The sequence below is a fragment of the Lentzea sp. NPDC004782 genome (genome assembly GCF_040609115.1).
In the GTDB taxonomy this organism is placed as follows: Bacteria; Actinomycetota; Actinomycetes; order Mycobacteriales; family Pseudonocardiaceae; genus Lentzea.
This window is the reverse complement of record NZ_JBEXJN010000028.1, coordinates 105,104-129,924: the sequence shown is the minus strand read 5'-3', so window position 1 is coordinate 129,924 and position 24,821 is coordinate 105,104. Positions and strand designations below refer to the sequence as shown.

At 69.0% G+C, this 24,821-nt stretch carries 26 protein-coding genes and 1 tRNA gene; 12 read left to right on the top strand and 15 right to left on the bottom strand.

All coding sequences use genetic code 11. From position 1 onward, the window contains the following. Positions 1-207: 207 nt before the first annotated feature. From ABZV40_RS25990 to ABZV40_RS25980, 3 genes are all read right to left on the bottom strand, one after another. A tRNA-Ser gene (locus ABZV40_RS25990) sits at positions 208-295 on the bottom strand. A gap of 32 nt (positions 296-327) precedes the next feature. Next, positions 328-759 carry a nucleoside deaminase gene (locus ABZV40_RS25985; protein WP_355446562.1) on the bottom strand — a complete coding sequence of 144 codons (432 nt, stop codon included), beginning with the start codon at positions 757-759 and terminating at the stop codon, positions 328-330. 14 nt (positions 760-773) lie between these two features. After that, positions 774-1,262 carry a tRNA adenosine deaminase-associated protein gene (locus tag ABZV40_RS25980; protein WP_355446552.1) on the bottom strand — a complete coding sequence of 163 codons (489 nt, stop codon included), beginning with the start codon at positions 1,260-1,262 and terminating at the stop codon, positions 774-776. 60 nt (positions 1,263-1,322) lie between these two features. On the opposite strand from ABZV40_RS25980, the gene ABZV40_RS25975 reads away from it, so the two are divergent. From ABZV40_RS25975 to ABZV40_RS25955, 5 genes are read left to right on the top strand one after another with little or no spacing between them, the layout of a single operon-like run. Continuing rightward, positions 1,323-2,528: a M20 family metallopeptidase gene (locus ABZV40_RS25975; protein ID WP_355446549.1), complete on the top strand. Its 1,206-nt coding sequence runs from the start codon at positions 1,323-1,325 to the stop codon at positions 2,526-2,528. A gap of 33 nt (positions 2,529-2,561) precedes the next feature. Next, a complete protein-coding gene (locus ABZV40_RS25970; RefSeq protein WP_355446546.1) occupies positions 2,562-3,500 on the top strand; it encodes a prephenate dehydrogenase in 939 nt (312 codons plus the stop codon). A gap of 9 nt (positions 3,501-3,509) precedes the next feature. After that, entirely contained in the window at positions 3,510-5,069 is a 1,560-nt protein-coding gene (locus tag ABZV40_RS25965) for a hypothetical protein (RefSeq protein ID WP_355446543.1), read from the top strand. Positions 5,070-5,079: 10 nt separating this feature from the next. Continuing rightward, a complete protein-coding gene (locus ABZV40_RS25960) occupies positions 5,080-6,801 on the top strand; it encodes a hypothetical protein (RefSeq protein ID WP_355446540.1) in 1,722 nt (573 codons plus the stop codon). Positions 6,802-6,819: 18 nt separating this feature from the next. Continuing rightward, a complete protein-coding gene (locus ABZV40_RS25955; RefSeq protein ID WP_355446537.1) occupies positions 6,820-8,004 on the top strand; it encodes an acetyl-CoA C-acyltransferase in 1,185 nt (394 codons plus the stop codon). Between the two features lie 4 nt (positions 8,005-8,008). Here the strand turns inward: ABZV40_RS25955 and ABZV40_RS25950 are convergent, their stop codons facing one another. Continuing rightward, positions 8,009-8,569, bottom strand: coding sequence for a hypothetical protein (locus tag ABZV40_RS25950; protein WP_355446534.1), 561 nt, complete (start codon positions 8,567-8,569; stop codon positions 8,009-8,011). Between the two features lie 91 nt (positions 8,570-8,660). Between ABZV40_RS25950 and ABZV40_RS25945 the strand changes: the two genes are divergently transcribed. After that, entirely contained in the window at positions 8,661-9,173 is a 513-nt protein-coding gene (locus ABZV40_RS25945; RefSeq protein WP_355446531.1) for a PadR family transcriptional regulator, read from the top strand. A gap of 104 nt (positions 9,174-9,277) precedes the next feature. Here the strand turns inward: ABZV40_RS25945 and ABZV40_RS25940 are convergent, their stop codons facing one another. Beyond that, positions 9,278-9,991 carry a helix-turn-helix domain-containing protein gene (locus ABZV40_RS25940; RefSeq protein ID WP_355446528.1) on the bottom strand — a complete coding sequence of 238 codons (714 nt, stop codon included), beginning with the start codon at positions 9,989-9,991 and terminating at the stop codon, positions 9,278-9,280. A 190-nt stretch (positions 9,992-10,181) separates the two neighbouring features. On the opposite strand from ABZV40_RS25940, the gene ABZV40_RS25935 reads away from it, so the two are divergent. Together ABZV40_RS25935 and ABZV40_RS25930 are read left to right on the top strand one after the other, a co-directional pair. Then, entirely contained in the window at positions 10,182-10,787 is a 606-nt protein-coding gene (locus ABZV40_RS25935) for a DUF4097 family beta strand repeat-containing protein (protein WP_355446525.1), read from the top strand. A 26-nt stretch (positions 10,788-10,813) separates the two neighbouring features. After that, entirely contained in the window at positions 10,814-12,916 is a 2,103-nt protein-coding gene (locus ABZV40_RS25930; RefSeq protein ID WP_355446522.1) for a DPP IV N-terminal domain-containing protein, read from the top strand. Here ABZV40_RS25930 and ABZV40_RS25925 read toward each other — a convergent pair. From ABZV40_RS25925 to ABZV40_RS25910, 4 genes are all read right to left on the bottom strand, one after another. Further along, positions 12,900-13,061, bottom strand: a complete 162-nt coding sequence (locus ABZV40_RS25925; protein ID WP_355446519.1) for a DUF397 domain-containing protein — start codon at positions 13,059-13,061, stop codon at positions 12,900-12,902. The two genes, ABZV40_RS25930 and ABZV40_RS25925, sit on opposite strands and share 17 nt — an antisense overlap. Before the next feature lie 13 nt (positions 13,062-13,074). Then, on the bottom strand, positions 13,075-13,908 hold the full coding sequence (locus tag ABZV40_RS25920) for a helix-turn-helix transcriptional regulator (RefSeq protein ID WP_355446516.1): 834 nt from the start codon (positions 13,906-13,908) through the stop codon (positions 13,075-13,077). Between the two features lie 83 nt (positions 13,909-13,991). Beyond that, positions 13,992-14,633, bottom strand: coding sequence for a putative glycolipid-binding domain-containing protein (locus tag ABZV40_RS25915; protein WP_355446514.1), 642 nt, complete (start codon positions 14,631-14,633; stop codon positions 13,992-13,994). Continuing rightward, complete coding sequence (locus ABZV40_RS25910; RefSeq protein WP_355446511.1) at positions 14,630-14,803, bottom strand: antitoxin; 174 nt, start codon at positions 14,801-14,803, stop codon at positions 14,630-14,632. Before ABZV40_RS25910 ends, ABZV40_RS25915 begins: the two co-directional genes overlap by 4 nt. 189 nt (positions 14,804-14,992) lie before the next feature. Here ABZV40_RS25910 and ABZV40_RS25905 point away from each other — a divergent pair, with 189 nt between their 5' ends. Further along, complete coding sequence (locus ABZV40_RS25905; RefSeq protein ID WP_355446508.1) at positions 14,993-16,318, top strand: BNR-4 repeat-containing protein; 1,326 nt, start codon at positions 14,993-14,995, stop codon at positions 16,316-16,318. Positions 16,319-16,402: 84 nt separating this feature from the next. Here the strand turns inward: ABZV40_RS25905 and ABZV40_RS25900 are convergent, their stop codons facing one another. Together ABZV40_RS25900 and ABZV40_RS25895 are read right to left on the bottom strand one after the other, a co-directional pair. Beyond that, positions 16,403-17,632 (bottom strand): thioester domain-containing protein, encoded by a 1,230-nt coding sequence (locus tag ABZV40_RS25900; RefSeq protein ID WP_355446505.1) that lies wholly within the window; start codon positions 17,630-17,632, stop codon positions 16,403-16,405. Between the two features lie 306 nt (positions 17,633-17,938). Further along, positions 17,939-19,144 (bottom strand): DNA cytosine methyltransferase, encoded by a 1,206-nt coding sequence (locus tag ABZV40_RS25895; protein WP_355446502.1) that lies wholly within the window; start codon positions 19,142-19,144, stop codon positions 17,939-17,941. A gap of 62 nt (positions 19,145-19,206) precedes the next feature. Here ABZV40_RS25895 and ABZV40_RS25890 point away from each other — a divergent pair, with 62 nt between their 5' ends. Further along, the gene (locus ABZV40_RS25890) at positions 19,207-19,971 is read left to right on the top strand and encodes a hypothetical protein (RefSeq protein ID WP_355446499.1); all 765 of its coding nucleotides are present in this window, start codon (positions 19,207-19,209) and stop codon (positions 19,969-19,971) included. A gap of 88 nt (positions 19,972-20,059) precedes the next feature. On the opposite strand, the gene ABZV40_RS25885 is transcribed toward ABZV40_RS25890, so the two are convergent. Both ABZV40_RS25885 and ABZV40_RS25880 read right to left on the bottom strand, forming a co-directional pair. After that, positions 20,060-21,490 carry an ATP-grasp domain-containing protein gene (locus ABZV40_RS25885; protein WP_355446496.1) on the bottom strand — a complete coding sequence of 477 codons (1,431 nt, stop codon included), beginning with the start codon at positions 21,488-21,490 and terminating at the stop codon, positions 20,060-20,062. 183 nt (positions 21,491-21,673) lie between these two features. Then, positions 21,674-21,880, bottom strand: a complete 207-nt coding sequence (locus ABZV40_RS25880) for a hypothetical protein (RefSeq protein WP_355446493.1) — start codon at positions 21,878-21,880, stop codon at positions 21,674-21,676. Positions 21,881-21,946: 66 nt separating this feature from the next. Between ABZV40_RS25880 and ABZV40_RS25875 the strand changes: the two genes are divergently transcribed. After that, complete coding sequence (locus ABZV40_RS25875; RefSeq protein WP_355446490.1) at positions 21,947-22,804, top strand: NAD-dependent epimerase/dehydratase family protein; 858 nt, start codon at positions 21,947-21,949, stop codon at positions 22,802-22,804. Here ABZV40_RS25875 and ABZV40_RS25870 read toward each other — a convergent pair. Further along, positions 22,749-23,660: a ribonuclease Z gene (locus ABZV40_RS25870; protein ID WP_355446487.1), complete on the bottom strand. Its 912-nt coding sequence runs from the start codon at positions 23,658-23,660 to the stop codon at positions 22,749-22,751. The two genes, ABZV40_RS25875 and ABZV40_RS25870, sit on opposite strands and share 56 nt — an antisense overlap. A 23-nt stretch (positions 23,661-23,683) precedes the next feature. Here ABZV40_RS25870 and ABZV40_RS25865 point away from each other — a divergent pair, with 23 nt between their 5' ends. Beyond that, positions 23,684-24,502, top strand: coding sequence for a serine hydrolase domain-containing protein (locus tag ABZV40_RS25865; protein ID WP_355446484.1), 819 nt, complete (start codon positions 23,684-23,686; stop codon positions 24,500-24,502). Here ABZV40_RS25865 and ABZV40_RS25860 read toward each other — a convergent pair. After that, on the bottom strand, positions 24,486-24,812 hold the full coding sequence (locus tag ABZV40_RS25860; RefSeq protein WP_355446481.1) for a hypothetical protein: 327 nt from the start codon (positions 24,810-24,812) through the stop codon (positions 24,486-24,488). The genes ABZV40_RS25865 and ABZV40_RS25860 overlap by 17 nt on opposite strands. Between the last annotated feature and the right edge of the window lie 9 nt (positions 24,813-24,821).

The following is a 24,821-nucleotide window of genomic DNA, read 5'->3' as shown; positions in this document are numbered from 1 at the left end:
GGCGGGGGGGGGGGGGGGGGTGTGGGGTGTGGTGGGGGGGGTTGTGGTGCTTGTTTTTGGGGGGGGGGGGGGGGGGGGGGCCCCCCCCCGGGGGGGGGGGGGGGGGGGGGCCCCCCCCCCCCCGGCGGGGCGTGGGGGCTCCGCCCCCACAAGACACCCGACAAAGCAAAAGGCGAGTGCTCTTCACGAGCACTCGCCTTCCAGCTTTGGCGGTGGCGGTGGGATTTGAACCCACGGAGGCTTGCACCTCACACGCTTTCGAGGCGTGCTCCTTCGGCCGCTCGGACACGCCACCGCTAAGAACAATACAAGACCGGATCCAGGGGGTTAACGCTGGGTCCGGAAGAAGCGTTCCAGCAGGTCAGCGCACTCGTCCTCCAACACACCGCCCTGCACCTCGGGCCGGTGGTTGAGCCTACGGTCGCGCACGACGTCCCAAAGCGACCCCACAGCGCCCGTTTTGGGCTCCCAGGCGCCGAAAACGAGACGAGAAACACGTGCCAGCACCAACGCGCCGGCGCACATCGTGCACGGTTCCAGCGTCACGGCGAGGGTGCAGCCGTCGAGTCGCCAGCCGTCGCCGAACCGGGAGGCCGCGGCGCGGAGAGCCAGGATCTCGGCGTGCGCGGTCGGGTCGCCCAGCGCCTCGCGCGCGTTGCAGGCGGAGGCGAGCACCGAGCCGTCCGGAGCGAAGACGACCGCACCGATCGGGACGTCCGCGCCCGACGACGAAGCCGCGGCGATGGCGGCGCGGACCATGGCTTCGGAGGAGATCACGCCTGGATCGTGTCGAGCAGCTTCGTGAACTCGTCGATGAAGCCGATGCGCTGGGCGATCATCTGGAGCTGCTCGTCCGGGTAGAGGTCGACCTGGTCGACGATGATCTGGAGCTCGTGCGCCGGCATGCCGAGGTCGGCCAGCACGCCCAGGTCGCCCTCCGGCCAGAGCTCGGTGTCCTCCTCGTCCGGCGGTTCGACCCGGAGGAGGTCCAGGACGTCGGCTGCGATGTCGTAGTCGAGCGCGGCGGCCGCGTCGGAGAGCAGCAACGCCACTCCGCCGGGCACCGGGCGCAGGATGATGAAGAACTCGTCGTCCACGGCCAGCAGGCCGAAGACGGCGCCGGTCGACCGCAGTTGGCGCAGCTGTGTGATCGCCGCGTCCAGCTCCGACAGCGCGGAGCTGTCCATCCTGCTGCACCGCCAGCGGCCGTCCTCCCGGACGACCGCGACCGCGAAGCCGTTGACCGGCTCCTGCTGTGTCATGTGCACACCGTAGGGCCCAGACGACCTTCCCGGTAGCCGAGGTGGTGGCACCATCGGTAGATGAGCACAACTACGTCGGACCCTCGTCTCGCCGGACTGCTCGAAGGGGCTCGCGCGCTGCAGCCCCGCACGGTGGCGCTGCGGCGCCAGATCCACCGCCATCCCGAACAGGGCCTTCAGCTCCCGAAGACGCAGGCGGCGATCCTGCACGCGTTGGAGGGGCTGCCGCTCGAAGTGACGACGGGCGAGTCGACCACCTCGGTGGTGGCGGTGCTGGAGGGTGAACGGCCGGGGCCGACGGTGCTCTTGCGCGGGGACATGGACGCGCTGCCGCTGCAGGAGGACACCGGGCTGCCGTTCGCGTCCGAAGTGGACGGCAGCATGCACGCGTGCGGGCACGACACGCACGTGGCGATGCTGGCGAGCTCGGCCCGGCTGCTGGCGGACCGCAGGGACGCGCTGAGCGGACGGGTCGTGTTCATGTTCCAGCCGGGCGAGGAGGGCTACCACGGCGCCCGGTACATGATCGAGGAAGGCCTGCTGGACGGCGGTGTGGAGAAGGCGTTCGCGCTGCACGTCACCTCGACGATGAAGTCGGGCGTGGTGACGTGCCGGCCGGGGCCGATGATGGCGTCCGGGGACACGTTCCACATCCACGTGAAGGGCCGCGGCGGCCACGGCGCGATGCCGCACAACGCGCTCGACCCGGTGCCTGCTGCCGCGGCGATGGTCGGGGCGTTGCAGACGATGCTCGGCCGCAGGATCAGCGTCCACCAGCCCGCGGTGGTGACGGTCGCGCAGATCAAGGCCGGTACGACGACGAACATCATCCCGGAGACCGCGACGCTCGACGGGACGATCAGGACGTTGTCGGAAGAGACCCGCAAGCTCGTGCACAAGGAGCTCAAGCAGGTCGTGAAGCACACGGCGGCCGCGTACGGGTGCCACGCGGAGGTCAGCATCGTGCCCGGATATCCGGTCACGGTGAACGACGACGTCGTCGGGCAGCACGTGGTCGACCTCGCGGCGCAGCTGATGGGGCCGTCGTGGAGCGAGCCGATGCAGGACCCGCTGATGGGCGCCGAGGACTTCTCCTACGTGCTGCAACGGGTGCCGGGCGCGCTCGCGTTCCTCGGGGCGTGCCCGCGCGGCATCGACCTGGAGGACGCCGCGCCCAACCACTCGAACCGGGTGCTGTTCGACGAGGCCGCGATGGAGCACGGGGTGGCGACGTACGCGGCGTTCGCGCTGGACGCCCTCCGGTAGTTCCGAGCACGTGTCGCACGGAATGATGTGCGCGTGCGAGACGTGTGCGTGATCGGACTGGGACTGATCGGCGGCTCCGTGCTGCGGGCCGCCAAAGCTGCCGGGCGCACGGTGTGGGGTGCGACGGCGAGCAAGGAAGACGCGGACAGGGCGCGCGCTGAGGGCTTCGACGTCGTCGGGATCGACGAGGCCCTCGGCCGCGATCCCGAGGCACTCGTCGTGCTCGCCGTGCCGTTGCCCGCGCTGCCGGACCTCCTCCGCAAGGTTCCCGCGGGCACCCGCCTCACGGACGTGACCAGCGTCAAGGGCCCGGTCCACGATGCCGTGCACCGCTACGCCAGGGACGTCAGGTTCGTCGGCGGGCACCCGATGGCCGGCACGAGCCGCAGCGGCTGGGACGCGGGCAGCGCGGAGCTCTTCCAGGGTGCCGCCTGGGTCGTCACGCCGGAGGAGGCCGACGACCACCTCAACGACGTCATGCAGCTCGCCCTCGACCTGGGCGCGCACGTCGTGCCGACCACGCCGGAGGAGCACGACGAGGCGGTCGCGCGGATCAGCCACCTGCCGCACGTGATGGCCGCGATCCTGGCCGCGGTGGGCGCGGACGGCGGACCGCTCGCGATGGCGCTCGCGGCGGGCAGCTTCGGTGACGGCACGCGGGTCGCGGGCAGCAGGCCGGAACTGGTCCGCGCCATGTGCGAGGGCAACCGGGACGCGTTGCTGATGGCCGTGGACGACGCTCTCGGACGGCTCGGCGCCGCACGGGGATCGCTCGCGTCCACCGGCGGCCTCGCCAAGACCATCGAGGCGGGCCACGAAGGGCGGAACGCGCTGGTCAACCAGCCTCACCGCACCACGGTCACGATCGACCTGACCAAGCCGGGAGCACTGGCGGCACTGCGCAACCTGGGGTCGCGTGGCGGACGCGTGGTTGGGCTGAACGGCAGCACCGCCACGGCGGAAACGTCGTAAGGTCGCCGAGTGGATCGACGGACGCTCGCCGGCGGGCTCGGTGGACTGGCGCTCGTCATCGCCGCCGTCGTGGCGCTGCGCACGAGCGACGCTCCGGACACGTTGAAGCGGGAGATCGACAGCTCTGTCGAGGTCGTGCAGCAGCAGGAACCGGTGACGCCGGCCAACGCGCGGGCGCAGGCGCTCGACGCGGACGCGCTGCAGATCTCGTGGAACGGCTCGGCGCCGGCGTACGAGGTGCGGTGGAACGGCCACGAGCAGCTCGTGCCGGGCCCCGAGGTGGAGATCCCCGGCCTGAGCCCGAACGACCAGGTGGAGGTCGAGATCCGGGCGGTCAACGCGACCGGCAGGCGGTCGGAGCCGCTCAAGATCACCGCGACGCCCGAGGACGTCTACGACGACAAGTGGGACGACCAGCTCGTCGGCCAGGTCGACAGGTTCGACGGGCCGGAGTCGCTCGATCCCCGCAAGTGGCGGATCGAGGCCGAACCCGAGTGCCTGGGGCTCCGGCCGTTCGGACCGGGCAAGCGCGTCGACGTCGACTGCCAGACGGCCGCGTTCCAGTCGAACACGCCCATCAGGCTCGGGGTGCCGGCGAGTGACGGCGCGACCGCGCGGGCGATCATCAGCGTCGCCGGGGCGGTCGAGTCGAGTCACGTGCGGCTGACGTTGCTGCCGGATCCCTGGCAGTACCTCGAGGAGAACGACGTCCAGCCGCGCGACGCGGTCAGCCTGGACGTGACGACGCAGGGCACGCGGATCATCGCCGACCCCGCCCTCCCCCGCACCGGCAAGCAGGTGCGGCTCGGTGACGCGCCGTTGACCGGCCTCGTCGCGGGCGTGCGGCACCGCTGGGAGATGCGGGTGCTGCCGGACGCGGTGCTGGCGTTGCGGGACGGTGTCGTCGTCGCCTACGAGCCCGTCGCGATCACGACGCCGCTGGTCCACCCGCGGATCCGGATCGACGGCGGCGGCTTCCTGGACGCGTTCGGCGTCGGTGGCGTGCCGGAACGCGTCGTGCCCACCGAGGTCGTCCCGATCGGCCCGGACACCGAGGTGCCGCAGGACGCGGTGGCCGCCAAGATCGTCACGCCCGAGCCGGGCAACCAGATCAGGGTCGCGGAAGTACCGGTCGGCGCGGGCCGGATCGCGGCCGCCGAACCGGCCAGGCTCGTGGTGATCCGCAAGCCGGAGAGCCGTCCCGGCGCGTTGCCGAGGCTCCCGGACCGGCCGGGCGGCATCAAGACCGGCGCCCCCAGGCTGCACGTCCTGCACGAGGACGGCACCAAGCCTCCGCAGGTCCTCCCGCACCGCGGCCGGATCCTGGTCACGGCCGAGGTCAACGCCATCGGTCACCGCGGCATCGTGCTCGAGCTCGACGGCAGGAGGATCGTCTCGCTGCCGACCGACGAGCAGGGCTCCGCGGTGCCGGGAAGGCACGAGTTCTGGCTCGACGTGAAGAACCTGCCGCCGGGGTCGCGCGCTCGGCTCAAGCTCAGCGTCCTTCCGGCGGACCATGGCGAACCCGTTACCACCGAAACCGTGTTCGAGCTGGCGGCAACGCCCTAGCGTGACTCGCATGAAGCGGGTCGCCTTCGCTGTCGCAGGGCTCGCGTTGGTGGTGGGGGTGATCCTCCTGCGGGACACCGACGGGAGCAATTCGACGCTGCCCACGGCTCCCCCTCCGCCGACGAAGCTCAAGCCGTACGTGGCGGAGCAGGTGCTGGTGCCCAGCCCGCAGGGCCGTCCGGCGACACCGGCCAACGTGGTGGCGCGCGGCGGCCACCACAAGATCCAGCTCAACTGGACCGGCGACGCGCCCTCCTACGAGGTGCGGTGGGGCGACCGGACCAAGCTCGTGACCAGGCCAGGAACCCAGCTCAACGGCCTGGAGAACGAGCGCGAGCTGCAGATCGAGATCCGCGCGGTCGACTCGTTCGGCCAGCGGTCCGAACCCGCCAGGACCAGGGCGACACCGCGCGCCGACAACGCCCCGTACACGTTCGTCGACCGCTTCGACCAGCCGGACGAGCCCGACCTGCAACGCTGGCGCCTCGCCAAGCGCACCGACTGCGCCCGTGCCACCTCCGGCGACGACGCCGACCACGACCGGTTGATCATCAGCAGCAGCTGCGGCACGCGCGCGGTGACGTTGAGGTCCCGCACGCCGTTCGTCCGCACCGACGACGACAGCCGCCTGGTGATCGAGACCGACGCCCCGAGCACCGGCGGCAAGCTGCTGCTGGACCTCGTGCCGGGGCCGGTCAGCGTGCAGGGCGACCCGGTGCTGCCGGGCGCCGTCCGCGCGACCGTCTCGACCGACGTCGTCGGCAACTCCGTGGTCGAGCTCGTCCCGGACGGCACGGCGACCAAACCGATCCCGCCGGCCGTGCCCGGTGTGACCGTGCGCTGGGAGATCGTCCTGACCAGCAAGGGCACCCAGGTGACCAGGGACGGCGACGTCGTCGCGACCAGCCCGTTCGTGCCGCGGTGGCGCGAGGCGACCGCGTTGTTCGGCGTCGCGGCGCTCGCGGGCGACCGCATCCGCGCCGGCGTCGACCTCATCGGCTACCGGACCGCCCACTCCGACGCGCCACCGGCCGCGCCGACCCCGCAGGTCCGCATCGACAGCCCGGTGAGCAGCGCCAATCCGATCCAGGACGTCACCGCGGGCCAGCTGCGGATCTCCCTGATCCCGTCGCGCGAGAGCGATCCCGTCACGGCGGTGAAGATCAACGGCGTCGAGGTGCCGCTGAGACCCGCGGTGCCGGGCACGCCGTGGAAGCCCGGCGCCGAGTACCCGGCCGTCGCGGACCTGCCGAAAGAAGCCTTCACCGACAACCTGAACGTCCAGCTGGTCACCCAGGAACGCATCCAGGTCACCCACACCGACGTCGAGCTGACCGGCCCCAAGAGCCCGCCGCAACGCCAGTCCGGCACCCCGCTCGTCGACGCACGCCCGGTGCTCGCCGACCCCGTCCCCGAGGTCCTCGACGCGAGCGGTCAGCCGATCGAGAACGGCGCCGCGTTCACCAGGGGACGCCTGGTCCTGGAGGTCCGCGTCGACGCCCTGCACGCGGCGGTCGCGGGCCTCGCCGGGTACGAGATCAGGCTCGACGGCAACCACGTCGCGACCGTCCCCACCACGGCGGACGGACCGGGCGCCGCGGGCCGGTGGCGGATCTCACTGAACACGAGCGCGCTGAGCGCGGGCGCGCACGCGATCGAGGTGAAGGCGTTCAGCACCGATTCAGACGTGTCTCCCGAAACGGGTTACGTCCCGTTCCTCCTTAAGCCGTAATTGGCGCAAGATGGGGCCATGGCCCGCGCATTGATCCTCGACGCAGCCCGCACGCCGTTCGGCAGGTACCGCGGAGGTCTCTCCGGCATCCGGGTGGACGACCTCGCGGCGCTGCCCGTCGTCGACCTGCTGCGCCGCTATCCCGGTCTGGACCTGGCGCGCATCGACGACGTGCTGCTGGGCGACGCGAACGGCGCCGGCGAGGACAACCGCAACGTTGCCCGCATGGCCGCGCTGCTGGCGGGCCTGCCGGTCTCCGTGCCGGGCGTGACGCTCAACCGCCTCTGCGCGTCCGGCGGCGAGTCGGTCATCCAGGGTGCGCGGGCGTTGCTCGCGGGCGACGCGGACCTGCTGGTCGTGGGCGGCGTCGAGGGCATGTCGCGGGCGCCGTTCGTGACGGCACGGCCGGACAAGGCGTTCCCGGACCGGATGGAGACCGTGTCGACCGCGCTGGGCTGGCGCCTGGTCAACCCGCGGATGCCCAAGCACTACACGGTGCCGCTGGGCCTGGCCGCCGAGAACGTGGCGCACGAGCTGGGCATCACGCGCGCCGAGATGGACAACTTCGCGTTGCGGTCGCACCGACGTGCCGCTGCTGCGTGGGACGCCGGTGTGCACGAGGGCTTCGCATTCGCCGTGCAGCTGCCGGATGGCACAGCGGTGCGGCGCGACGAGAACGTCCGTGCGGACACGAGCATCGAGAAGCTGGCGAAGCTCAAGCCGGCCTTCTCCGAGAACGGATCGGTGACCGCGGGCAACGCGTCCCCGTTGAACGACGGCGCTTTGGCCGCGTTGATGGGCACCGAGGCGATGGCCGCCGAACTGGGTGTCGAGCCGTTGGGCGAGGTGCTCGGGTCCGCGACGACCGGCGAGGAACCGCACCGGTTCACCATCGCTCCGGTCTCGGCAATTCGGAAGTTGTTGAAGCGCCTGCATCTTGACGCGGCCGACATCGACCTGTGGGAGATCAACGAGGCGTTCGCGGCCATGGCGCTGTCGGTGCTGCACCACCTGCCGGAGATCGACCGCGAGAAGGTCAACGTGCACGGCGGCGCGATCGCGTACGGGCATCCGCTGGGCGCCTCGATGCCGCGCGTGATCATCGATGTGGCGCGGCACCTGCGGGCGCGTGGTGGTGGCGTTGGCATTGCGGCTGCTTGCGTCGGCGTGGGCCAGGGTGTGGCCGTGGCGGTGCGCGCCTGAGACCTCACGCGGCCTGCTGGGCACGAGCGCGGGCCTTGCGCGGGTAGAGGATGGTGAAGGCGACCGGGACGCCGAAGCCGAGGACCTTGAGCGCGATCAGCGCGAGGGTGGCGTGCGGCGCGTAGTTCAGCAGCGCGATGCCCGCGATGCCGCCAACGGTGAAGCTGATCGCCCAGGCGAGCGTGATGATCGTGTTGATCCGCTTGAAGACCGGGTTGTCCCAGAACTTCCGCGGCGTCGTCGTGCGGGCGATGCCGAGGGTGAACGGCTTGCCGATGGCGAGCGAGCCCCAGGCGGTGAGCGCCAGCCAGGCGTCGGTGAGCGCGCCGGTGCAGGTCTTCAGCGGCGACGCCGGGAAGCTGAACGCGACGGCGGTGAGCAGCGTGAAGAACACCAACCCGCTGAGCTCGATGATCAACGTGTCCGCCTTGCGGCCTTCGCGGCGGGCGAGCAGGAGCGTCGCCGCGGAGATGACCAGGCCGGCCAGTGCGGACCAGCGCCAGTCGAACTGCGTCGCGACGACGGCGAAGGCGATCCACGGGGCGAGGCTCTTGAGGTAGTTCACGGCGAACCCTTTCTCGACATTCCAACTGTGACATGTCGAAGTTAGAAGCTCCTGCGTGGACATGTCAATAGTGGAATGTCATGATGAAGCCATGAGCCTTCGACACGCGGTGCTCGGGATGCTGGCCGACGAGCCCGGAAGCGGCTACGACCTGCTGAAACGCTTCGAACGGGCGATGGGCAACGTCTGGTCCGCGACCCAGAGCCAGCTCTACGGCGAGCTCGGCAAGCTCGAGACCGCGGGCATGATCCGCGTTCATGCCGAGGGCCCGCGCGGACGCAAGGAGTACGAGATCACCGACACCGGGCTCGAGGAACTGCGGCACTGGCTGCTCGAGGTCGACCCGCGCTCCGCACCGCGCAGCGGCAGCCTCCTGCGCGTCTACTTCCTCGGCTCGGTCTCGCCGGACCAGGCCCGCGGCTACCTCGCGACGATGGGAGAGGTGGCGAAGGAGCGCGAGAAACGGCTGGCAGAGGTGGAGTCCTCAGTCGACTGGGACGAGAGCAACGAGTCGTTCTACGGACGGCTGGTCCTGGAGTGGGGCAAGCGGTACTCGGCGATGCAGCGCGACTGGGCGGAGTGGGCGATCGACCAGATCAAGTGACGCACCCCCGAGACGGCGGACCTTCGGCCGCTCCTCGTTGTGGATGAAGGGCTCCTTCATCCACTTGGGGTCGATGAAGGAGCCCTTCATCGACGGCGCGCGCCCTACGCCTTCGGGTGCAGGATCTCGCGGGCTTGTTCGGCCGCACGCACGATGCTTTCGCTGACGAAGTCGAGGAACCGCGCGATGTTCTCCAGTCGCGTGGCCGCGGGGGTGCCGGAACCCAGCACGCTGACGCCCTGCCGTGCGGCCTCCGCGAGCGTGGCGGTGCCGGCCGCGCTGGCGATCATCGACTGGTACCAGATGTCGCCGTCGTCCACGACATAGCGTTCACGGCGGCGTTCATCGCGCACGCGGCCGATCAGGCCCTGACTTTCCAGGTACGCCATGGCTTTCGACACCGAGGCCGGACTGATCTGCAGGTGCCCGACCAGCTCCGCGGCGCTGAGACTGCCGGAGTCGGTGGCGTAGAGGCTGGCGAGCGCCCGCGCCGTCATCTTGGGCAGGCCCTGGGCCACGAAGATCTCCGCGAACGACTCCTCGAACTCCCGCACCGCCTCCGGGTCGCGCCCGTCGGACCGCTCCGGCACCTGCCGGCCCCTGGGGGCGGCCCGCTTGCGTCGTTGCGCGCGGCGTTCGGTCGCGAACTGGGCGATGTCGGCCTTGTAGCCCGTCGGACCGCCGTTGCGCATGACCTCGCGCGTGATCGTCGAGGTGGGGCGGTCCAGGTTCCTCGCGATCTCCGCGTACGCGAGGCCGTCGGCGAGGCCGATGGCGATCTGGCGGCGTTCCTGCTGGGTGAGTCGACCTCCTGGCATAGCGTTCACCTTATCTCATTGCAACGCTTCACGCCATGGTCGTTGCGTTAGATCTCACGTCCATTGCAACACTTTTATGCCTGTGACCTGCTATTACTCGACTTCTTCGCAACGAAGTTCGTTGCCTGATTTCGTGAACGCAACGTAGCGTTTCCGGTGTCAGAAACAACGAGCTCAGGAGCTGAGACCAATGCAGAAGTTCGCCACCCCCGCCCCGATCGCCGCCGTCCTCGACATCCCCGCGGGCCTCGTCCAGTTCATCGCCGCCGACCGGACCGACACCGCCGTCGAGGTCCGCCCCTCGAACGCCGCGAAGAGCCGCGACGTGCAGGCCGCCGAGCGGACCGAGGTCGAGTTCGCCGACGGTGTCCTGCGCATCACGGGCAAGGCCGGCAACCAGATCCTCGGCCCGTCCGGCTCGGTCGAGATCACCGTGCAACTGCCCGCCGGTTCCCGCGTCGAGGCGAAGGCCGCCAGCGCCGAGTTCCGCGGCGTCGGCAGGCTCGGCGACGTCGCCTTCGAGGCCGCGCAGAGCGACATCAAGATCGACGAGGCCGCGAGCGTCCACCTGACCACCCAGGCCGGTGACGTGTTCGTGGGCCGCCTCACCGGTTCCGCGGAGATCAGCACGCAGAAGGGCGACATCAACGTCGCCGTCGCCGCGGGGCTTTCCGCCGCACTGGACGCCGGCACCACCTACGGCCGCATCCACAACTCCCTCAAAAACAACGACACCCCCGAGATCACCATCCGCGCCACCACCGCGTACGGCGACATCACCGCCGCCAGCCTCTGACCACATCCACTGGGGAGACGAACACCATGAGCACCACCGAGAACTACCAGGCCGCGGAAAAGCTCCTCCACCGCGCCGCCGCCCCCGGCGAACTCGTCGTCGGAGACAAGGTCCGTCCACAGTGGATCGAAGGTGGTGCCCGCTTCTGGTACCAGGTCCGCGACGGCGCCGACCGGAAGTTCCACGTCGTCGACCCGGCCGCGGGCACCCGTGAGCCGGACTTCGACCCCACGCCGTTCATCGCCCCGCCGGGCAACCCGCTGGAGATCTCCTCTCCTGACGGCAAGTTCGCGGTCTCGCGTCGCGGCCAGGACCTGTGGGCGCGCTCCGGCGACCGCGAGTGGGCCCTGACCACCGACGGCTCGGACGACCACGGGTACGGCTACGGCCCGGACGCCATGAGCTACCGCACGCTGATGGGCAAGTTCGGCCTGCCGCACCTGCCTCCCGCCCTCGCCTGGTCGCCCGACGCCACGAAGGTGCTGGCCCACCGGACCGACGAGCGCACCACCCGGCAGACCTGGCTGCTGGAGTCCAGCCCCGTCTCCGCCCTGCGCACCCAGCGCTACGCCTACCCCGGCGACCCGGACCTGCCACTCGCCGAACTGGTCGTGTTCGACGTGGCCGCCGGCACGACGGTTCGCGCCCAGTGCGAGCCGCTGCTGATGCCGGAGTTCTCACCGATCACGGCGGGCTGGGCGTGGTGGGCCTCCGACAGCTCGGCGGTGTACTTCCTCCGCCGGACCCGCGACCTGCACACCGTCACCCTGAACCGCCTCGACGCCGCCACCGGCGAGGTCACCGTCGTGCTGACCGAGACCGGTGACACCCGCGTCACCCCCAACCAGTTCATGTACGGCCTGCCGATCGTGCGGGTGCTGGCCGACGAGGTGCTGTGGTTCTCGCAGCGCGACGGCTGGGGCCACCTCTACCGCTACGACCTGCACACCGGCGCCCTGCTCGGCCAGGTCACGTCCGGCGAGTGGCTGGTCCGCGAGATCCTGCACGTCGACGAGACCTCGCGCGTCGTCCACTTCACGGCTTCCGGCCTGGTCGCGGAAGACCCCTACCGCCGCACGGTGTGCTCGGTCGGCTTGGACGGCACCGGGTTCAGGCTCGTCACCGACGACACGCTCGACCACATCGTCACCGTTGCGCCGAACGGGAAGTACTTCGTCGACTCCGCCTCCACTGTGGACACTCCGCCGGTGACGTCCGTCCGCGACTGGTCCGGCCGCGTGCTGGTTTCGTTGGAACGAGCCGACATCAGCCGGTTGCTCGACACCGGTTGGACGGCCCCGGAACGCTTCTGCGTCAAGGCCGCCGACGGTTCCACCGACATCTACGGCCTGCTGTACAAGCCGCGCGGGTTCGACCCGTCGGCGAGCTATCCGGTGGTGGACAGCATCTATCCCGGCCCGCAGGTCACGCGCGTCGAGCCGTGCTTCGACCCCGGCGGCATGGGCCTGGACGCGGAACCGTTGGCAGCGCTCGGTTTCGTGGTGGTGGCGTTGGACGGCCGCGGCACGCCCGGCCGCAGCAAGGCCTTCCTCGACGTCTCGTACGGCCATCTCGCCGACGCGGGCAGCCTCGACGACCACGTCGCGGCCCTGCACCAACTGGCTGCTTCCCGGCCGTGGATGGACCTTTCCCACGTGGGCGTGATGGGCCACTCCGGTGGCGGGTTCGCGGCAGGACGGGCGATGCTCGCCTTCCCCGAGACGTATCACGCCGGTGTCGCGCTGTCGGGCTCGCACGACGCCCGTTGCATCGGACTGGGCTGGGCCGAGTCGTGCGACGGCGCGGACAATCCGGAGGCCTGGCTGCGCGCGTCCAACACCGAGCTCGCGGACCGGTTGCGGGGCAAACTGCTGCTGATGCACGGCGAGCTCGACGACACCGTCCACCCGGACCACACGCTGCGGCTGGCCGACGCGTTGATCGCCGCGGGCAAGGACTTCGAGATGTTCATCGTGCCGGGCGCCGAGCACCTGTACCTCGACAAGCTGGCCTACGTGCGGACGCGCTGCTGGGACTTCCTGGTGCGCTCGCTGATGGGGGTGGAGCCGCCGGCCTACCGGCCCTCGCCGATCATGATCGACCCGGAGGTGCTCAGCGAGATGTTTTGACCTCGGCCAGGAACGCCGACCACGCCTTGTCCGAGAGGGGCAGGTGCGTGGTCGGCGCCTTGCTGTCCCGGATGCCGACGCCACGACCGACCTCGACGCAGTCCTGCTGATCCGCGCTGTAGCTGCTCTTCCGCCACGTCGACATGCCAAGCGCCTCCTCAGGACACGATGCTGGTGATCAGCTCCCTAGATTGAACCTCATCCAAGGCCAACTGATCGAGCCCCTCAACCACCGCGTCGTAGTAGGCCAAGCTGTCCTTGTCCTCCAGGAAGAGGCCGGTTCTGCCACCTTCAACGAAGATCACCGGCTCGAACTTCTCGTACTTCAGCCGCGTGAACGAACCAGCCACGCCGATGTGAGCGCCAACCGCGATGGGCACGATGCGAACGGTGATGTAGGGCCGCATGGTCATCGTCAGGAGGTGAAGCAGCTGCGCCTTCATCACTTCAGCACCACCGACCGGAAGCCGGAGAGCATTCTCGTGGATGAAGAAGACGAACTTGCGACTACGGTGGAAGATGGCTTGTCGCTCCACCTTCGTCTTGATCGCCGCTTCGACGTCCAGCGGTTTGGCCGCCAGGACTGATGTTTCGCAGACCGCACGAATGTAGGCGTCGATCTGGAGCAGGCCGGGAATCAGGTTCAGCGACCACACGACGATCTTGTTGGCGTGCAGCTCCTGCTCCATCAGGGTGCGCTGGGGGCTCAGGGTGCCGTCTTCGGCGAACTCCAGGTAGCCCTTCTCGCGTGACTCCCGGTAGAGCGCGAGCAGGCGGCGCGCCTCCTTCGCCGCGACACCGCAGAGGCCGAGCAGCATCGCCAGTTCGACCTCTGTGACCCCGCCCTTGCCCTTGACCAGGTCGGAGATCTTGGCTTCTTCCCAGTCGAGCACTTCAGCCAGGGCACGCTGGGTCATGCCTGTGGCCCGGATGGCGTCGCGGACGCCATCACCGAACGAGCGCCCCACCACGCTCGAAGTTCGTTTCGGCATGCCAGGACGCTAGGAGGCGAACCCGGCTCGCCTCCATCGTTCGGATGCGACTCGCCACGAAGGAAGTACTTCTTGGACGGGTTCTAAATCCGCTTCGAGATGAGCGGGTACTCGACGACGAGGCCGTTGGGGTCGACCTTGATGTTCTGCTCGAAGCCGCCGCTGCGGAAGCGCACCACCGAGTGCTCGTCGCCGACCGAGATGGTCTTGTAGGTCTGCGTCACGGCCTTGACCGTCAGCTCGGGCAGCGACACCCACACCACCGGCAGGCTGTGCTCGCCCGGCTCGCGGTGCAGGTTCAGGCGCCTGATCGGGATGGTGTTGAACAGGACGGCGAACTGGACGTCGACGTCGAGGGCGTCGTTGAACGTCTCGCGCTTGGCGCCCTGGCCGTGGTCGACGAGCCAGGCGCCGTCCTCGGTCCTCGACAGGGAGCACTGGCGCTCCTCCAGGACCGTGGCCGTGCGCAGCAGGAGCCTGTTGACCTGGCCGCTCTCGCCGACGGAGACCTCGAAGGAGGCGTTGAACTGCTCGTCGGGGCCGGCGGCGACCATCCTGCCCGAGGCGCGCAGGCGCTGGTCGCTCGACAGGAGCAGGCGGACCTGCTCCAGCCGTGGCTCGTGGATGCCCTGCCAGGTGATCATCTCCGGCCTGCGGGCAGAAGGAGAGCGGGTCTCCGCGTTCGAGGTGACCCGCCCTGCGTCAGTGGCGTTGAAGGAGTTCACTCTCCACCCGGAAGGATGTCTTTGATCTTCTCGGCGACCGAGTCGACCTGCTCTTCGTGACCGAACTTGCTCGCGACGAAATCCGCCGCGGCGTCGACGCCCTTGTCGACCTGCTCGTGGTGCTGCTCGGCCAGGTCGAGGGCCTTGTTCTTGATCTCGTCGAAGTTCATGTGGTGCTCCTCCGCTCCTGACGCAGGGTACCCGAGCGGGCCCCGCGTGTTGATAGCCGCGATCACGCTAACTCCGCCTGGACAACTCGGCTCGGCGACACGGATGATGGCCCCGCCGCCGCCTGGTCGGCCGCCGTCGCGGCCAGAACCAGGAGGACACGCCACATGACACGGCTCCTGCGTGGAGTTATGTCCGCAGTACTGCTGTTGCCGCTCGTCGCGGTGCCGTCGGCCCACGCCACAGCCGACGTTCAGGGCACTGACCTGGGCAAAGCGCAGTTCACGGTGACGAACACAGCCACGAACGTCGCGGCCCGAAGCGACCGCAGGCCCGTCGCGGGTGGGGTCTACGACCGCAAAGTCGGAAAGACCTTCATCTCCTGGGCGGGTCAGTACGAGGACAGCTACGTCCAGACGTACGACCACCGCAAGGCCGCCTGGTCCACACCCAACCGGGTGGCGGACGGGGACAAGGACTCGCACAACTACCCGACCATGGTCCAGGCCAGGGACGGGCATCTGCTGATCTTCCGCGGCATGCACAACGTCGAGCTGCGCATGTCCCGTTCGCCCCAGGCGAACTCGGCCGACGGCGTCTGGGAAGAAACGCTGATCTCCAAGAACGCGGCCACGTACCCGATGCCGTTCGTCACGCGCGACGGCACGATCTACGTCTTCTACCGCGAGACGAGCCACGACCTCGACCACGTGTCGCCGGTGGACACGCGTCCGATGCTCTACGTGGTGTCCAAGGACAACGGCAAGACGTGGAAGACCTCCGCGGAACTGACCGGCGACCGGTTCGCGATCGGCTCCACCTCGCGTGCGGACAACATGAACGAGATCTACATCGGTCAGCTGCGGCAGGAGGACAACGGCCGCGTGCGGATCGCGTACACGCTCGCGGGCGGTGGCCCGGAAGGACATCTGCACGACCGCTACCACCGCAACATGTACTACACGTGGTTCGACCCGCGGAACCTGCACTTCTACTCGGCCGCGGGCAGGGATCTGGGCACCCAGATCGACGACGCCGACCAGGAGACCTACCTCAAGATCGCGGACACCCCGCTGACCCTGCCCAACGGTGTGAAGTCCCCCGACTACATCCAGCTCGTGGGCACCACGCTGGGCAGGCCGTTCGTGCTGTGGTTCACCGGCGACGACGCCAAGGGCCCGCTGCACGACTACCTGTCCACCTGGAACGGTCGCGCGTGGGAGACCAAGGAGATCGCACGCGGCCTGCGCACCCGCGACATGGAGCAGCTCGACCCGTTCACGTGGCGCGTCTACGCCACAGAGGACGGCAAGCCGAACGTGAACACCTACCTGGTTCGCCTCGGCCGCACGTGGAGCCCCGAGACCGTCATCCCGACGGCCAAGCCCGTACAGCGCGTCGAGGTCGTGGCGAACTTCCGCGACCCGGCCCGCGCGATCTTCTCGGGCGCCTCCTCCGACCGAGACGTCTCGATCGCCGACGGCGACATCAGCGTCACCGGCCTTACTCGCCGGTAGGGGAACGCGGGGCCCCCGCGTTCCGAACGGCAAACGCCCCCAGGACCGGCGCGGGTCCTGGGGGCGTTCGTCTACAGGTGCTGATTACTCAGCAGCACCGGCCTTCTTGCGGCGCACGAAGAACAGGGCACCGATACCGGCACCGACGAGCGCCAGACCGCCGACGAGCGGCCACAGGATCGACGCACCGGTGTAAGCCAGGTTGTCGTCCGTCTTGCCACCCGGAGCCGGGTTGTTCGTCGTCGTGGTGGTCGGAGCCGTGGTGGTCGTCGTGGTCGTGGTCGTGGTGGTCGTCGTGGTCTGCTTCTCACCGACGACCCAGTCCGCCTTGGCGTCCTTGTCGACCTTGACCTTCGAGTCGTGCGCGATGACCAGCGACTGCGTGCGGTAGCTGGAGTCCATGGCGACGAACAGGCGACCGGCGTGCAGCGTGGCCTCGGCGGAGACGTTCATCTTCGCCTCGCCCTTGGGGGCACCTTCCGGCACGTTGACGAAGAACTGCGAGACCTTGTCGCCCTCGGCCTTGGCGGTCAGCTCGGACTTGCCGGCCTTCTTCTCCACGTTGAGCGGCTTGCCGTCGGCGTCGGTGATGGCGACGCCCTCGGGGAGCTCCGCGGTCAGCTTCAGCTCGTTCGCGGACGTGGTGATCTCGAACGGGCCGATCTTCTGGCCGGACTTGCCGGACTGGGACGTCGGCTTGATCTCCAGCGTCGGCTTCGGCTGCGTCTTGAGGTCCTGAGCCTGCCCGATCAGCGCCTTGTAGAGCTTGACGACGTCGGCGTCCGCTTCCTTCTTGCCGGACGTCGCGCCGGTGATCTCGATGCCGTCGCTGAAGTGCCAGATCGCGGCCTGCGTGGCTGCGATCGCCTCTTCCTCGTCGTAGTCGCCCTTGTACAGCTCGTCGAGCTCGTTCGTGCTCTTCGTCGGGAACGAGTTGGTCAGGATCCAGAGGACCTTGCCGGCGTTCTCGCCCTTGAACTTGGTGTTCGGGTTGGGGTGCTTGTCCCAGTCGACTTCCTTGAGACCCTTGGTCTTGTCCAGGTCGGTCGGCAGCTCGACGCAGTACGAGAAGACCGTGCTGGCCTTGCCGTTCTCCTGCAGCTCAAGCGGGATGAGCTTGGTGCCGTACTCCTTCTCGTCACGGGCACCCTTCGGCAGGGTGTTCTTGTCGATCGTGACCGAGTACCCGTACTTCTTGTACGTGTCCGGCTCGACGGGCTTGACGATCACTTCGGCGGACGCCGCCAGCGTCGACATGGACAGAAGGGCGGTGGCGCCCAGCAGCGCCGCGCCGATCCTCAACCGGGAAGCCATGGGTCTCCTTGCTCGCTGAAGTTCGCCCGAACGCGGGGAAGTAGTGGCCTGTCAGGACGGTCGATGTGCGGTGATCGACACTGAACCGACAGGAAGCGACGGCGACACTAGCCGATCGAGTTACACCCGATGGGGTGAGGTATAAGAGGTACCACAGACCACCTGTGACCAGCAAAAAGCTACTCACTGTGTCCACAGTGGATAGGCCCCTGATGCATAAGATTTGTCAGGTGACGTTAGATTCGTTGCCGAACAGTTATCAATTGAGACGTTTGCTACGGATGACCAGCGGCAACGGTTCAGGGCTCACGCCACCAATTCGGTAACTTCCACCGGTCGAATGTCGCCGGGACGCAGTGAAGTGCCGCGCAGGCACATCTCGCGGGGCTCCGGGCGGCGGCCGGTGAGAATCCACCGGGTGAGCCCGGCCAGCTGGTAGGCGATGAGCGGTGGAACGGCGTCGCCGACGTGCCGGTAGGCGTTGCCGAGAATCGACACGTCGAACCGGAACTGCCGCGGGAAGCCCTGCAGCAGCGCCATCTCCCGGACCGTGCACAGGCGGTGCTGCTCGGGGTGGGCATAACGGCCGTTGCCGACGTGACCGCATTCGCGCTTGATCGTCCGCGCCGGTTCGTCCCACCACATGCGACCGTAGACGTCGGGGTGCGAACCCCAGTTCTGCTGCTCGACGATCTTGCGCTGGGCCGGGTTCAGCAACTCCGCGGTCTCCGGCGACCGGAGCAGATCCGCCCACGAACCGCCGTTCGCGGGAATTGCACGCATTCTTTCCAGGCTGCGGTCCTGAGAAAACGTCGGCGACACGTGAATGGGGTCGTCCGGGTCGGCCAGGCCCGCCTCGATCCGGGGCAGCTTGCCGATCGCGCGCCGGACCGTGATCGCGGACGGCCGGACGACCCGGCCCTCCCACAGGTCTTCCATGGTGAGCAACGGCAGGCCCGCGTCGACCGCGACCATCAGCGTGCGCTCGCGCAGCTGCGGCAGGCCGAACTTGGACAGCATGTGCGTGCCGCCCGCGACCGAGTAACCGATTCGGGTGAGTTCTTCGGCCAGGCTGTCGAAGTGGTGGCGCTGCTTGCCTTTCACGAGCTCGCGGGCGTTCTCGACGAGCACGACCTTCGGGCGCAGCTCCTCGGCGTAGACGGCGATCCGGCCCACCAACGAGTTCCGCGGGTCGTCGCGCAGGTGGTTCTGCGCGGTGATGCGGCTGAAGCCCGAGCACGGCGGGCACGCCAGCAGCACGTCGAGCTCACCGCGGCGCAGGCCCCAGACCTCGCGCAACGCCGCCGGCGACACCTTCGAGAGGTCGACCTCCAACGGGTCGACGCCGATGTTCGCGCGGTACGTGTCGTTGCAGCGCAACGAACCCAGGCGGGACGACGGCTTGCCGATCTGCGCGTCGGCGGCACCGACGACCCGGAAGTCGCGGTGGGCGTGGAAGCCGAAGCTCATGCCGCCCGCACCCGAGAAGATGTCGGCCACCGAGAAGGACACCACGAGATCGTACGGGCGAGGCTCCAAGGCGCCTTCCGTGACATCCCGTACCTTTCCGCCCTATGGAGCTGCCGCGTGCCTGGCAACGGCCGGACCCGTTGCGTGGACTCGACAGGATTTCCTGGGCCGAGGTCTACGACGGCCGGGGTGGCGCCGGTCGCGTGCCACGCCTGCTCCGCTCGCTCATGGACCCCTGCGCCGACGTGCGGCTGGACGCGCTCAGCTCGTTGGCCGACCGGCTGCTGACCGACGACACGGTCTCCGAGGCCTCGTTCTGCGCCGTGCCGTTCCTGGTGGAGCTGGGGGCGTCGTACAAGGTCGCCGGTGACGTACGCGATCGGGTGATCTTCCTGCTGGCCGCCATGGCGTTGGCGGGCAAGGGGTTCACCGAGGACGGCCGGCGCACGCACCGCCGGTGGAACGCGCTCGGCCGCGAACTCCCCCGCACAGCACCCGATTGGCTGACGCAGACCCGGCACGCCGTGTCCCAGGGCGCGCCGAAGATCTTCGAGGCGCTGGCGTCGGAACGGGTGGCGTGCCTCGTCGCGCTGGCCTGTGCCGTGCCGGAGAAGCTGCCCTCGTTCGTCGTCGGGCTGATCCAGGACATGACCGACCTGCCCGGCGAGGAGATGCTCGCCGACGCCGCCGAGATCGCCGTGGCGCTGTTGAGGCGGTCGCCCGAGTTACTGGGCGTGGACCTGCCGCGGCCGAAGGTGCTCGGCGAAGGGCTGGTGCGTCCGGCGCACCAGCCACGCGAGGTCGCCGCGGCCCTGATGGGCTACCGGTTCGCTCTCATCTCCGCGTACGGCGACGAGGGCGCCTGGTAGTCCCGGATGTGTTCGCTGTGGATGAAGGGCGCCTTCATCCACGTCAGGTGGATGAAGGCGCCCTTCATCGAGCAGCAGGCGCTTCGCTCTAAGCGATCACGGCCTCTTCGATGAACTCCTGCTCGGCCTGGGCCTCGTCCTCGACCGCGATCGCGGGCTCCAGGGCACCCAGTCCCGTCCCCCACTCCTGGTCCGCCAGGGCGAACGCCGCGACCGTCAGCGCGGCCACGGGCGCCCCGACGGGCATGTTCTCGCGGTGCAGGTCGAGGTCCAGGCGGCCACCGATCGGCGACGGGCTCAGCCGCAGCGTCGCGTGCGCGGGCTCGTCCGGGTGCGCCAGCCGGCACGCCCAGCCGGTGAAGATCACCCGGCGCTCGTCGACCTGGGTCGGCTGCACCGCACGCACGTTGGCGCCCACCGCACCCGAACGGATGTTGTCCGCGGCCTGCAGGACGAGCTCCTCGAACTGCATGGAGGAGATGCCGAGGTCCCAGCCGGCGACCAGGGCGACCTGCACCAGCGCGAGCGGCAGCGACGGAACGGCGTCCTCGAAGCACACCATCGCGCCGCCGTAGCGGGTGTTGATCTCGGTCGGCAGGAAGCCGTCCTCGGTCGCGATGCCGTCCAGCGTGAACGTGCCGCGGTAGCCGACGGTGCCGCGCAGGTGCTCGCCGACCCGGCGGGCCAGGTTGCGCATCTCGTCGCGGATCCACACGGGCGGGTCGTAGTAGGACGCACAGCCCGCGTAGAGGAACTTGGCCTGGCCCTGGCGGCGCGGCACGACCATCTCGATCGGACGCAGCACCGCGGTGCCGTCGGGGAACACGATGCCGTGCACGCTCACCGGAATGCCTTCCAGGAACGGCATGACGCGCACCTGCTCGCACTTGGGGGCGAGCACCTCGAAGGCCTCCTTGGCCTCCTCGTACGACCGCACGCGGCGCACGAAGTTGGCACCGCCGTTGATCGCGGGGCCGTCACCCGACCAGACGACGCCGGCGCCGCGGTCGAGGATCTCCGAGGCGCCCCAGAGACGTTCGAAGTCGAGGTCGAACACCATCGCGGGCGCGCGGCGAGCGGACAGCTCGTCCCACAGCGCGTCGATGGTGGTCTTGTTCTCCAGCTCGACCCACTTGTGCTCACGCGCGTTGAGCACGGGACGGCCCTGGAAGGAGCCGATCTCGTTGTAGGGCGTGCTGATCACGAGGGCCTCGGCCGCGGGGTCGAACTCCCTGAGGATCCTGCGGACCTCGGCCGACGGCTTGGTCAGCAGCTTGCCCAGGCGGCGCTGCTCGACCGCGACGAAGCCGCCCTTGATGCCCAGCGACACCCAGCGGGCGATCTCCGAATCATGCAGCGGGGCATGGTCGTCGGTATCCAGCACGAGCGTATGGCGAGCACCGAGCGCATGAAGCTCATGCGCACGTTTCGCCAGACGCGTGCCACCGGCCAGCACGACCAACCGGTCACCGAACAACCTGCCCAAGCGCTCGTTGAGCGCCGCGAAGACATGATCCATCGCCGAGAACCCGCTTTGAGAAGAAGCAGAAGGATGCGACCGGCGATCGCCGGGTGACGCGTAGCGTAGAGCCACCCGGTATGTGTGTCGAAGCACGGTCCGGCAACGGCCGGATGAATCTTGCGACGGGCCTGTCCGAACAGGCCCTTCGACAAGTGGATCAATTGATGATCTATGTGCGCCCTAGGCGCGTGCCGCGTCCCGAAGGACCTGGTCAACGCGGTTGAGGAAGCTGCGCTTGGGGTTGATCGCGGGCAGCGGGGCGGTGAGCTCTGCTGGACCGGGCGTGGGTGCGGCTCCCACGATCTCGGCCACGTTGCGCAGGAACTCCTGCCGCTTGAACTCGTGCACGGCTACGTCGTGCAGGAGTCCGGCGATGCTCGTGTGCACAGCGCGATGGGGGTAACTCACTCGTGTGTTATCGGCGCAGTGAGGGTCGACCTTTAGGGTCAACTTGTGCGAGTTCTGGTGACCGGCGCCACTGGCTATGTCGGACGTGCTGTAGTGCGTGAGCTGCAGGTTCATGGACATGAACCTGTCGTGTCCTATCAGCGCCTCTCCGAGCCGTTCGGGCCGATCGACGCCGACGCGGTCATCCACCTGGCCGGTGCCGCCCGCGTCCGGGAGTCGTTCGAAGATCCACTTCACTACTACGCGGTGAACGTGGGCGGGACGCTGAACCTGCTGAAGGCGTTGGAGGGGCAGCGATTCCTCCTCGCGTCGACCGCCGGGGTGTACCGGCCGTCCGACGTCCCGCTGACCGAGGACTCGGCCCTGGAACCCTCCTCGCCGTACGCGGCCACCAAGGCCGCCGCCGAGGACCTCGTGGCGTGGGCTGCGCGGTCCGGGCGCATCGGGGCGACCACGCTGCGTTTGTTCAACGTCGCTGGAGGTGGTGACACCGACACCACTCGGGTGATCACGCGCGCCGTGGCCGCGGCCGCCGGGACCGTCGACGGCATGGAGGTCTACGGCGACGGCACGGCCGTGCGCGACTTCGTGCACGTGCGGGACGTCGCTTCGGCGTTCGTGATCGCTTTGGAGGCCTGCTCGGTCGGCGAGTCGGCGGTCTGCAACGTCGGCGCCACGCCCGCGTCCGTCCGGGACGTGCTCGACGCCGTCGCCGAGGTGAGCGGGCGGCCGGTGGACGTGACGTGGCGACCGGCGCACCCCGGTGAGGTGCGGATGCAGCGGGCGGACGTGTCACGGCTGCGAGCGCTGGGGTGGCAGCCCTCGCACTCGTCGCTCACCGACATCGTCAAGGACCAGTGGCTCGCTTCGGCACCGGCACCCGGTCGAGGTCCTTCGCGATGACGATCTCGCCGTCGAACTCCCGCGCCGCCTCGGCGTGGAACTCGGCGGGGTCCTCGTAGCGCTGGGAGAAGTGGGTGAGCACCAGCTTGCGGACGCCCGTCTCCTTCGCGACGCGGGCCGCCTGCTGGGCGGTGAGGTGGCCGTGGTCGCCCGCCAGCTTCGTGTCGCGGGCGAGGTAGGTGGACTCGATCACCAGCAGGTCGGCCTGGTCGGCGAGCTCGTAGACGTTGTCGCACAGGCGGGTGTCCATGATGAACGCGAACTTCTGCCCCTTGCGGGGTTCGCTGACGTCTTCGAGCTTGACGCCGTTGAGCTCGCCCTGGTGCTGGAGCACGCGGACCTGCGGGCCCTGGATGCCGTGCTCCCTGAGCTTCTCCGGGAGCATGCGGTGGCCGTCGGGTTCGACCAGGCGGTAGCCGAAGCTGTCGATGCCGTGGTCGAGCCGGTAGGCCTCCAGCGTGCCGAACTTGCCGCTGGCGATCTCGCCGTCTCCGTCGACGGGCACCTCCTCGATGTCCGCGGCGTCGTAGAAGGCGCTGGCGTAGCGGAGACGTTGGAAGAAGTGGGCGCCGGACCGCGGGTAGTGGGCGTGGACGGTGTGCGGGACCCGGTCGAGGCTGAGCCGTTGCACGATGCCCGGCACGCCCAGGCAGTGGTCGCCGTGGAAGTGCGTGAGGCAGATCCGGGTGATGTCGCTCGCAGCCGCGCCCGAGCGCAACAGCTGCCGCTGGGAGCCGTCGCCGGGGTCGAACAGGAAGCCCTCGCCGTCCCACCTCAGCAGATAGCCGTTGTGGTTGCGCTGGCGCGTGGGAACCTGGCTGGCCGTTCCCAGGACGATCAGTTCCCGGACTGTCACCCCCTGACGTTAACGTCTGTCCCATGCAGAGCGTGGAAGTGGCGGCGTCGTGGCCCGCCTCGAACGTCGCGGTGGCCGTGGTGTCCGGCGGTGCCGTCGTGGGCTCGTTGGGCGATCAGCAGCGCGTGTTCCCGCTCGCGTCGGTGACGAAGCTGCTCACGGCCTACGCGGTGCTGGTGGCCGTCGAGGAGGGCGCGGTCGAGTGGGACCAGCCGGCCGGTCCTCCCGGTGCGACCGTGCGGCACCTGATCGCGCACACGGCCGGGTACGCGTTCGACAAGCCCGAGGTGCAGGCCGCGCCGGGCACCCGCCGGATCTACTCGAACGCGGGCTTCGACGTGCTGGCCGATTTCGTTTCGGACGCCTGTGAAATGCCGTTCGCCACTTATCTGCACGAGGCTGTTTTCGCGCCTTTGGGCATGAATTCCTCGGCTTTGGTCGGCTCAGCCGGAGCGGGCGCCGAGTCGTGTGCCGCAGATTTGGCTTTGTTCGCCGCTGAGCTGCTGTCACCGAAACTGGTCTCCCTTGAGCTGGTGCGCGAGGCGACCTCGGTCGTGTTTCCCGGACTGAACGGCGTTCTACCTGGTTATGGTATGCAGAAGCCGAACGACTGGGGCCTCGGCTTCGAAATCCGGAATGGCAAGTCACCGCACTGGACCGGGCTTTCTTTCTCGCCGCGGACGTTCGGGCACTTCGGCCAGTCCGGCACTTTCCTGTGGGTCGACCCGGACATTTCCGCGGCCTGCGTGGCGTTGACGGACCTGCGTTTCGGACCGTGGGCGGTCGAGGCGTGGACGCCGTTCTCCGACGGCGTCCGCGCGGAGCTCAGTCAGCGAGCCTGAGCGCCAGCTGCCGGAGCACTTCCTTGACGTCGGCGTCCTCGCAGTCGTTCTCGTACGCCTGCGCGACGCCGTGGAAGGCGTAGAGCAGTCCCGCGGTGAACCAGCCGAACTGCCCGAGCACCTGGTCCATGGCCTGCTTGAGAGCCTGGGCGCCGGCCTCGTTCAGGTCCCCGTCGACCTTGACCTCGTAGCTGAACACGCCCTCCTGCAACGACTTGAGGGCCGTGCGCAGGTAGTCGCCCGACTCGTCGGCGTCGTAGGTGAGCGTCAGGACGCCGAGCGCCCGCTGCATGATCTCCCGCTGGTCCACACGCCAACT

Coding starts and splice junctions, on each gene's coding strand:
- ABZV40_RS25985 (WP_355446562.1), bottom strand. CDS start 759: ATGGTCCGCGCCGCCATCGCCGCGGCTTCGTCGTCGGGCGCGGACGTC.
- ABZV40_RS25980 (WP_355446552.1), bottom strand. CDS start 1,262: ATGACACAGCAGGAGCCGGTCAACGGCTTCGCGGTCGCGGTCGTCCGG.
- ABZV40_RS25975 (WP_355446549.1), top strand. CDS start 1,323: ATGAGCACAACTACGTCGGACCCTCGTCTCGCCGGACTGCTCGAAGGG.
- ABZV40_RS25960 (WP_355446540.1), top strand. CDS start 5,080: ATGAAGCGGGTCGCCTTCGCTGTCGCAGGGCTCGCGTTGGTGGTGGGG.
- ABZV40_RS25955 (WP_355446537.1), top strand. CDS start 6,820: ATGGCCCGCGCATTGATCCTCGACGCAGCCCGCACGCCGTTCGGCAGG.
- ABZV40_RS25945 (WP_355446531.1), top strand. CDS start 8,661: ATGAGCCTTCGACACGCGGTGCTCGGGATGCTGGCCGACGAGCCCGGA.
- ABZV40_RS25940 (WP_355446528.1), bottom strand. CDS start 9,991: ATGCCAGGAGGTCGACTCACCCAGCAGGAACGCCGCCAGATCGCCATC.
- ABZV40_RS25935 (WP_355446525.1), top strand. CDS start 10,182: ATGCAGAAGTTCGCCACCCCCGCCCCGATCGCCGCCGTCCTCGACATC.
- ABZV40_RS25930 (WP_355446522.1), top strand. CDS start 10,814: ATGAGCACCACCGAGAACTACCAGGCCGCGGAAAAGCTCCTCCACCGC.
- ABZV40_RS25925 (WP_355446519.1), bottom strand. CDS start 13,061: ATGTCGACGTGGCGGAAGAGCAGCTACAGCGCGGATCAGCAGGACTGC.
- ABZV40_RS25920 (WP_355446516.1), bottom strand. CDS start 13,908: ATGCCGAAACGAACTTCGAGCGTGGTGGGGCGCTCGTTCGGTGATGGC.
- ABZV40_RS25910 (WP_355446511.1), bottom strand. CDS start 14,803: ATGAACTTCGACGAGATCAAGAACAAGGCCCTCGACCTGGCCGAGCAG.
- ABZV40_RS25905 (WP_355446508.1), top strand. CDS start 14,993: ATGTCCGCAGTACTGCTGTTGCCGCTCGTCGCGGTGCCGTCGGCCCAC.
- ABZV40_RS25900 (WP_355446505.1), bottom strand. CDS start 17,632: ATGGCTTCCCGGTTGAGGATCGGCGCGGCGCTGCTGGGCGCCACCGCC.
- ABZV40_RS25890 (WP_355446499.1), top strand. CDS start 19,207: ATGGAGCTGCCGCGTGCCTGGCAACGGCCGGACCCGTTGCGTGGACTC.
- ABZV40_RS25885 (WP_355446496.1), bottom strand. CDS start 21,490: ATGGATCATGTCTTCGCGGCGCTCAACGAGCGCTTGGGCAGGTTGTTC.
- ABZV40_RS25865 (WP_355446484.1), top strand. CDS start 23,684: ATGCAGAGCGTGGAAGTGGCGGCGTCGTGGCCCGCCTCGAACGTCGCG.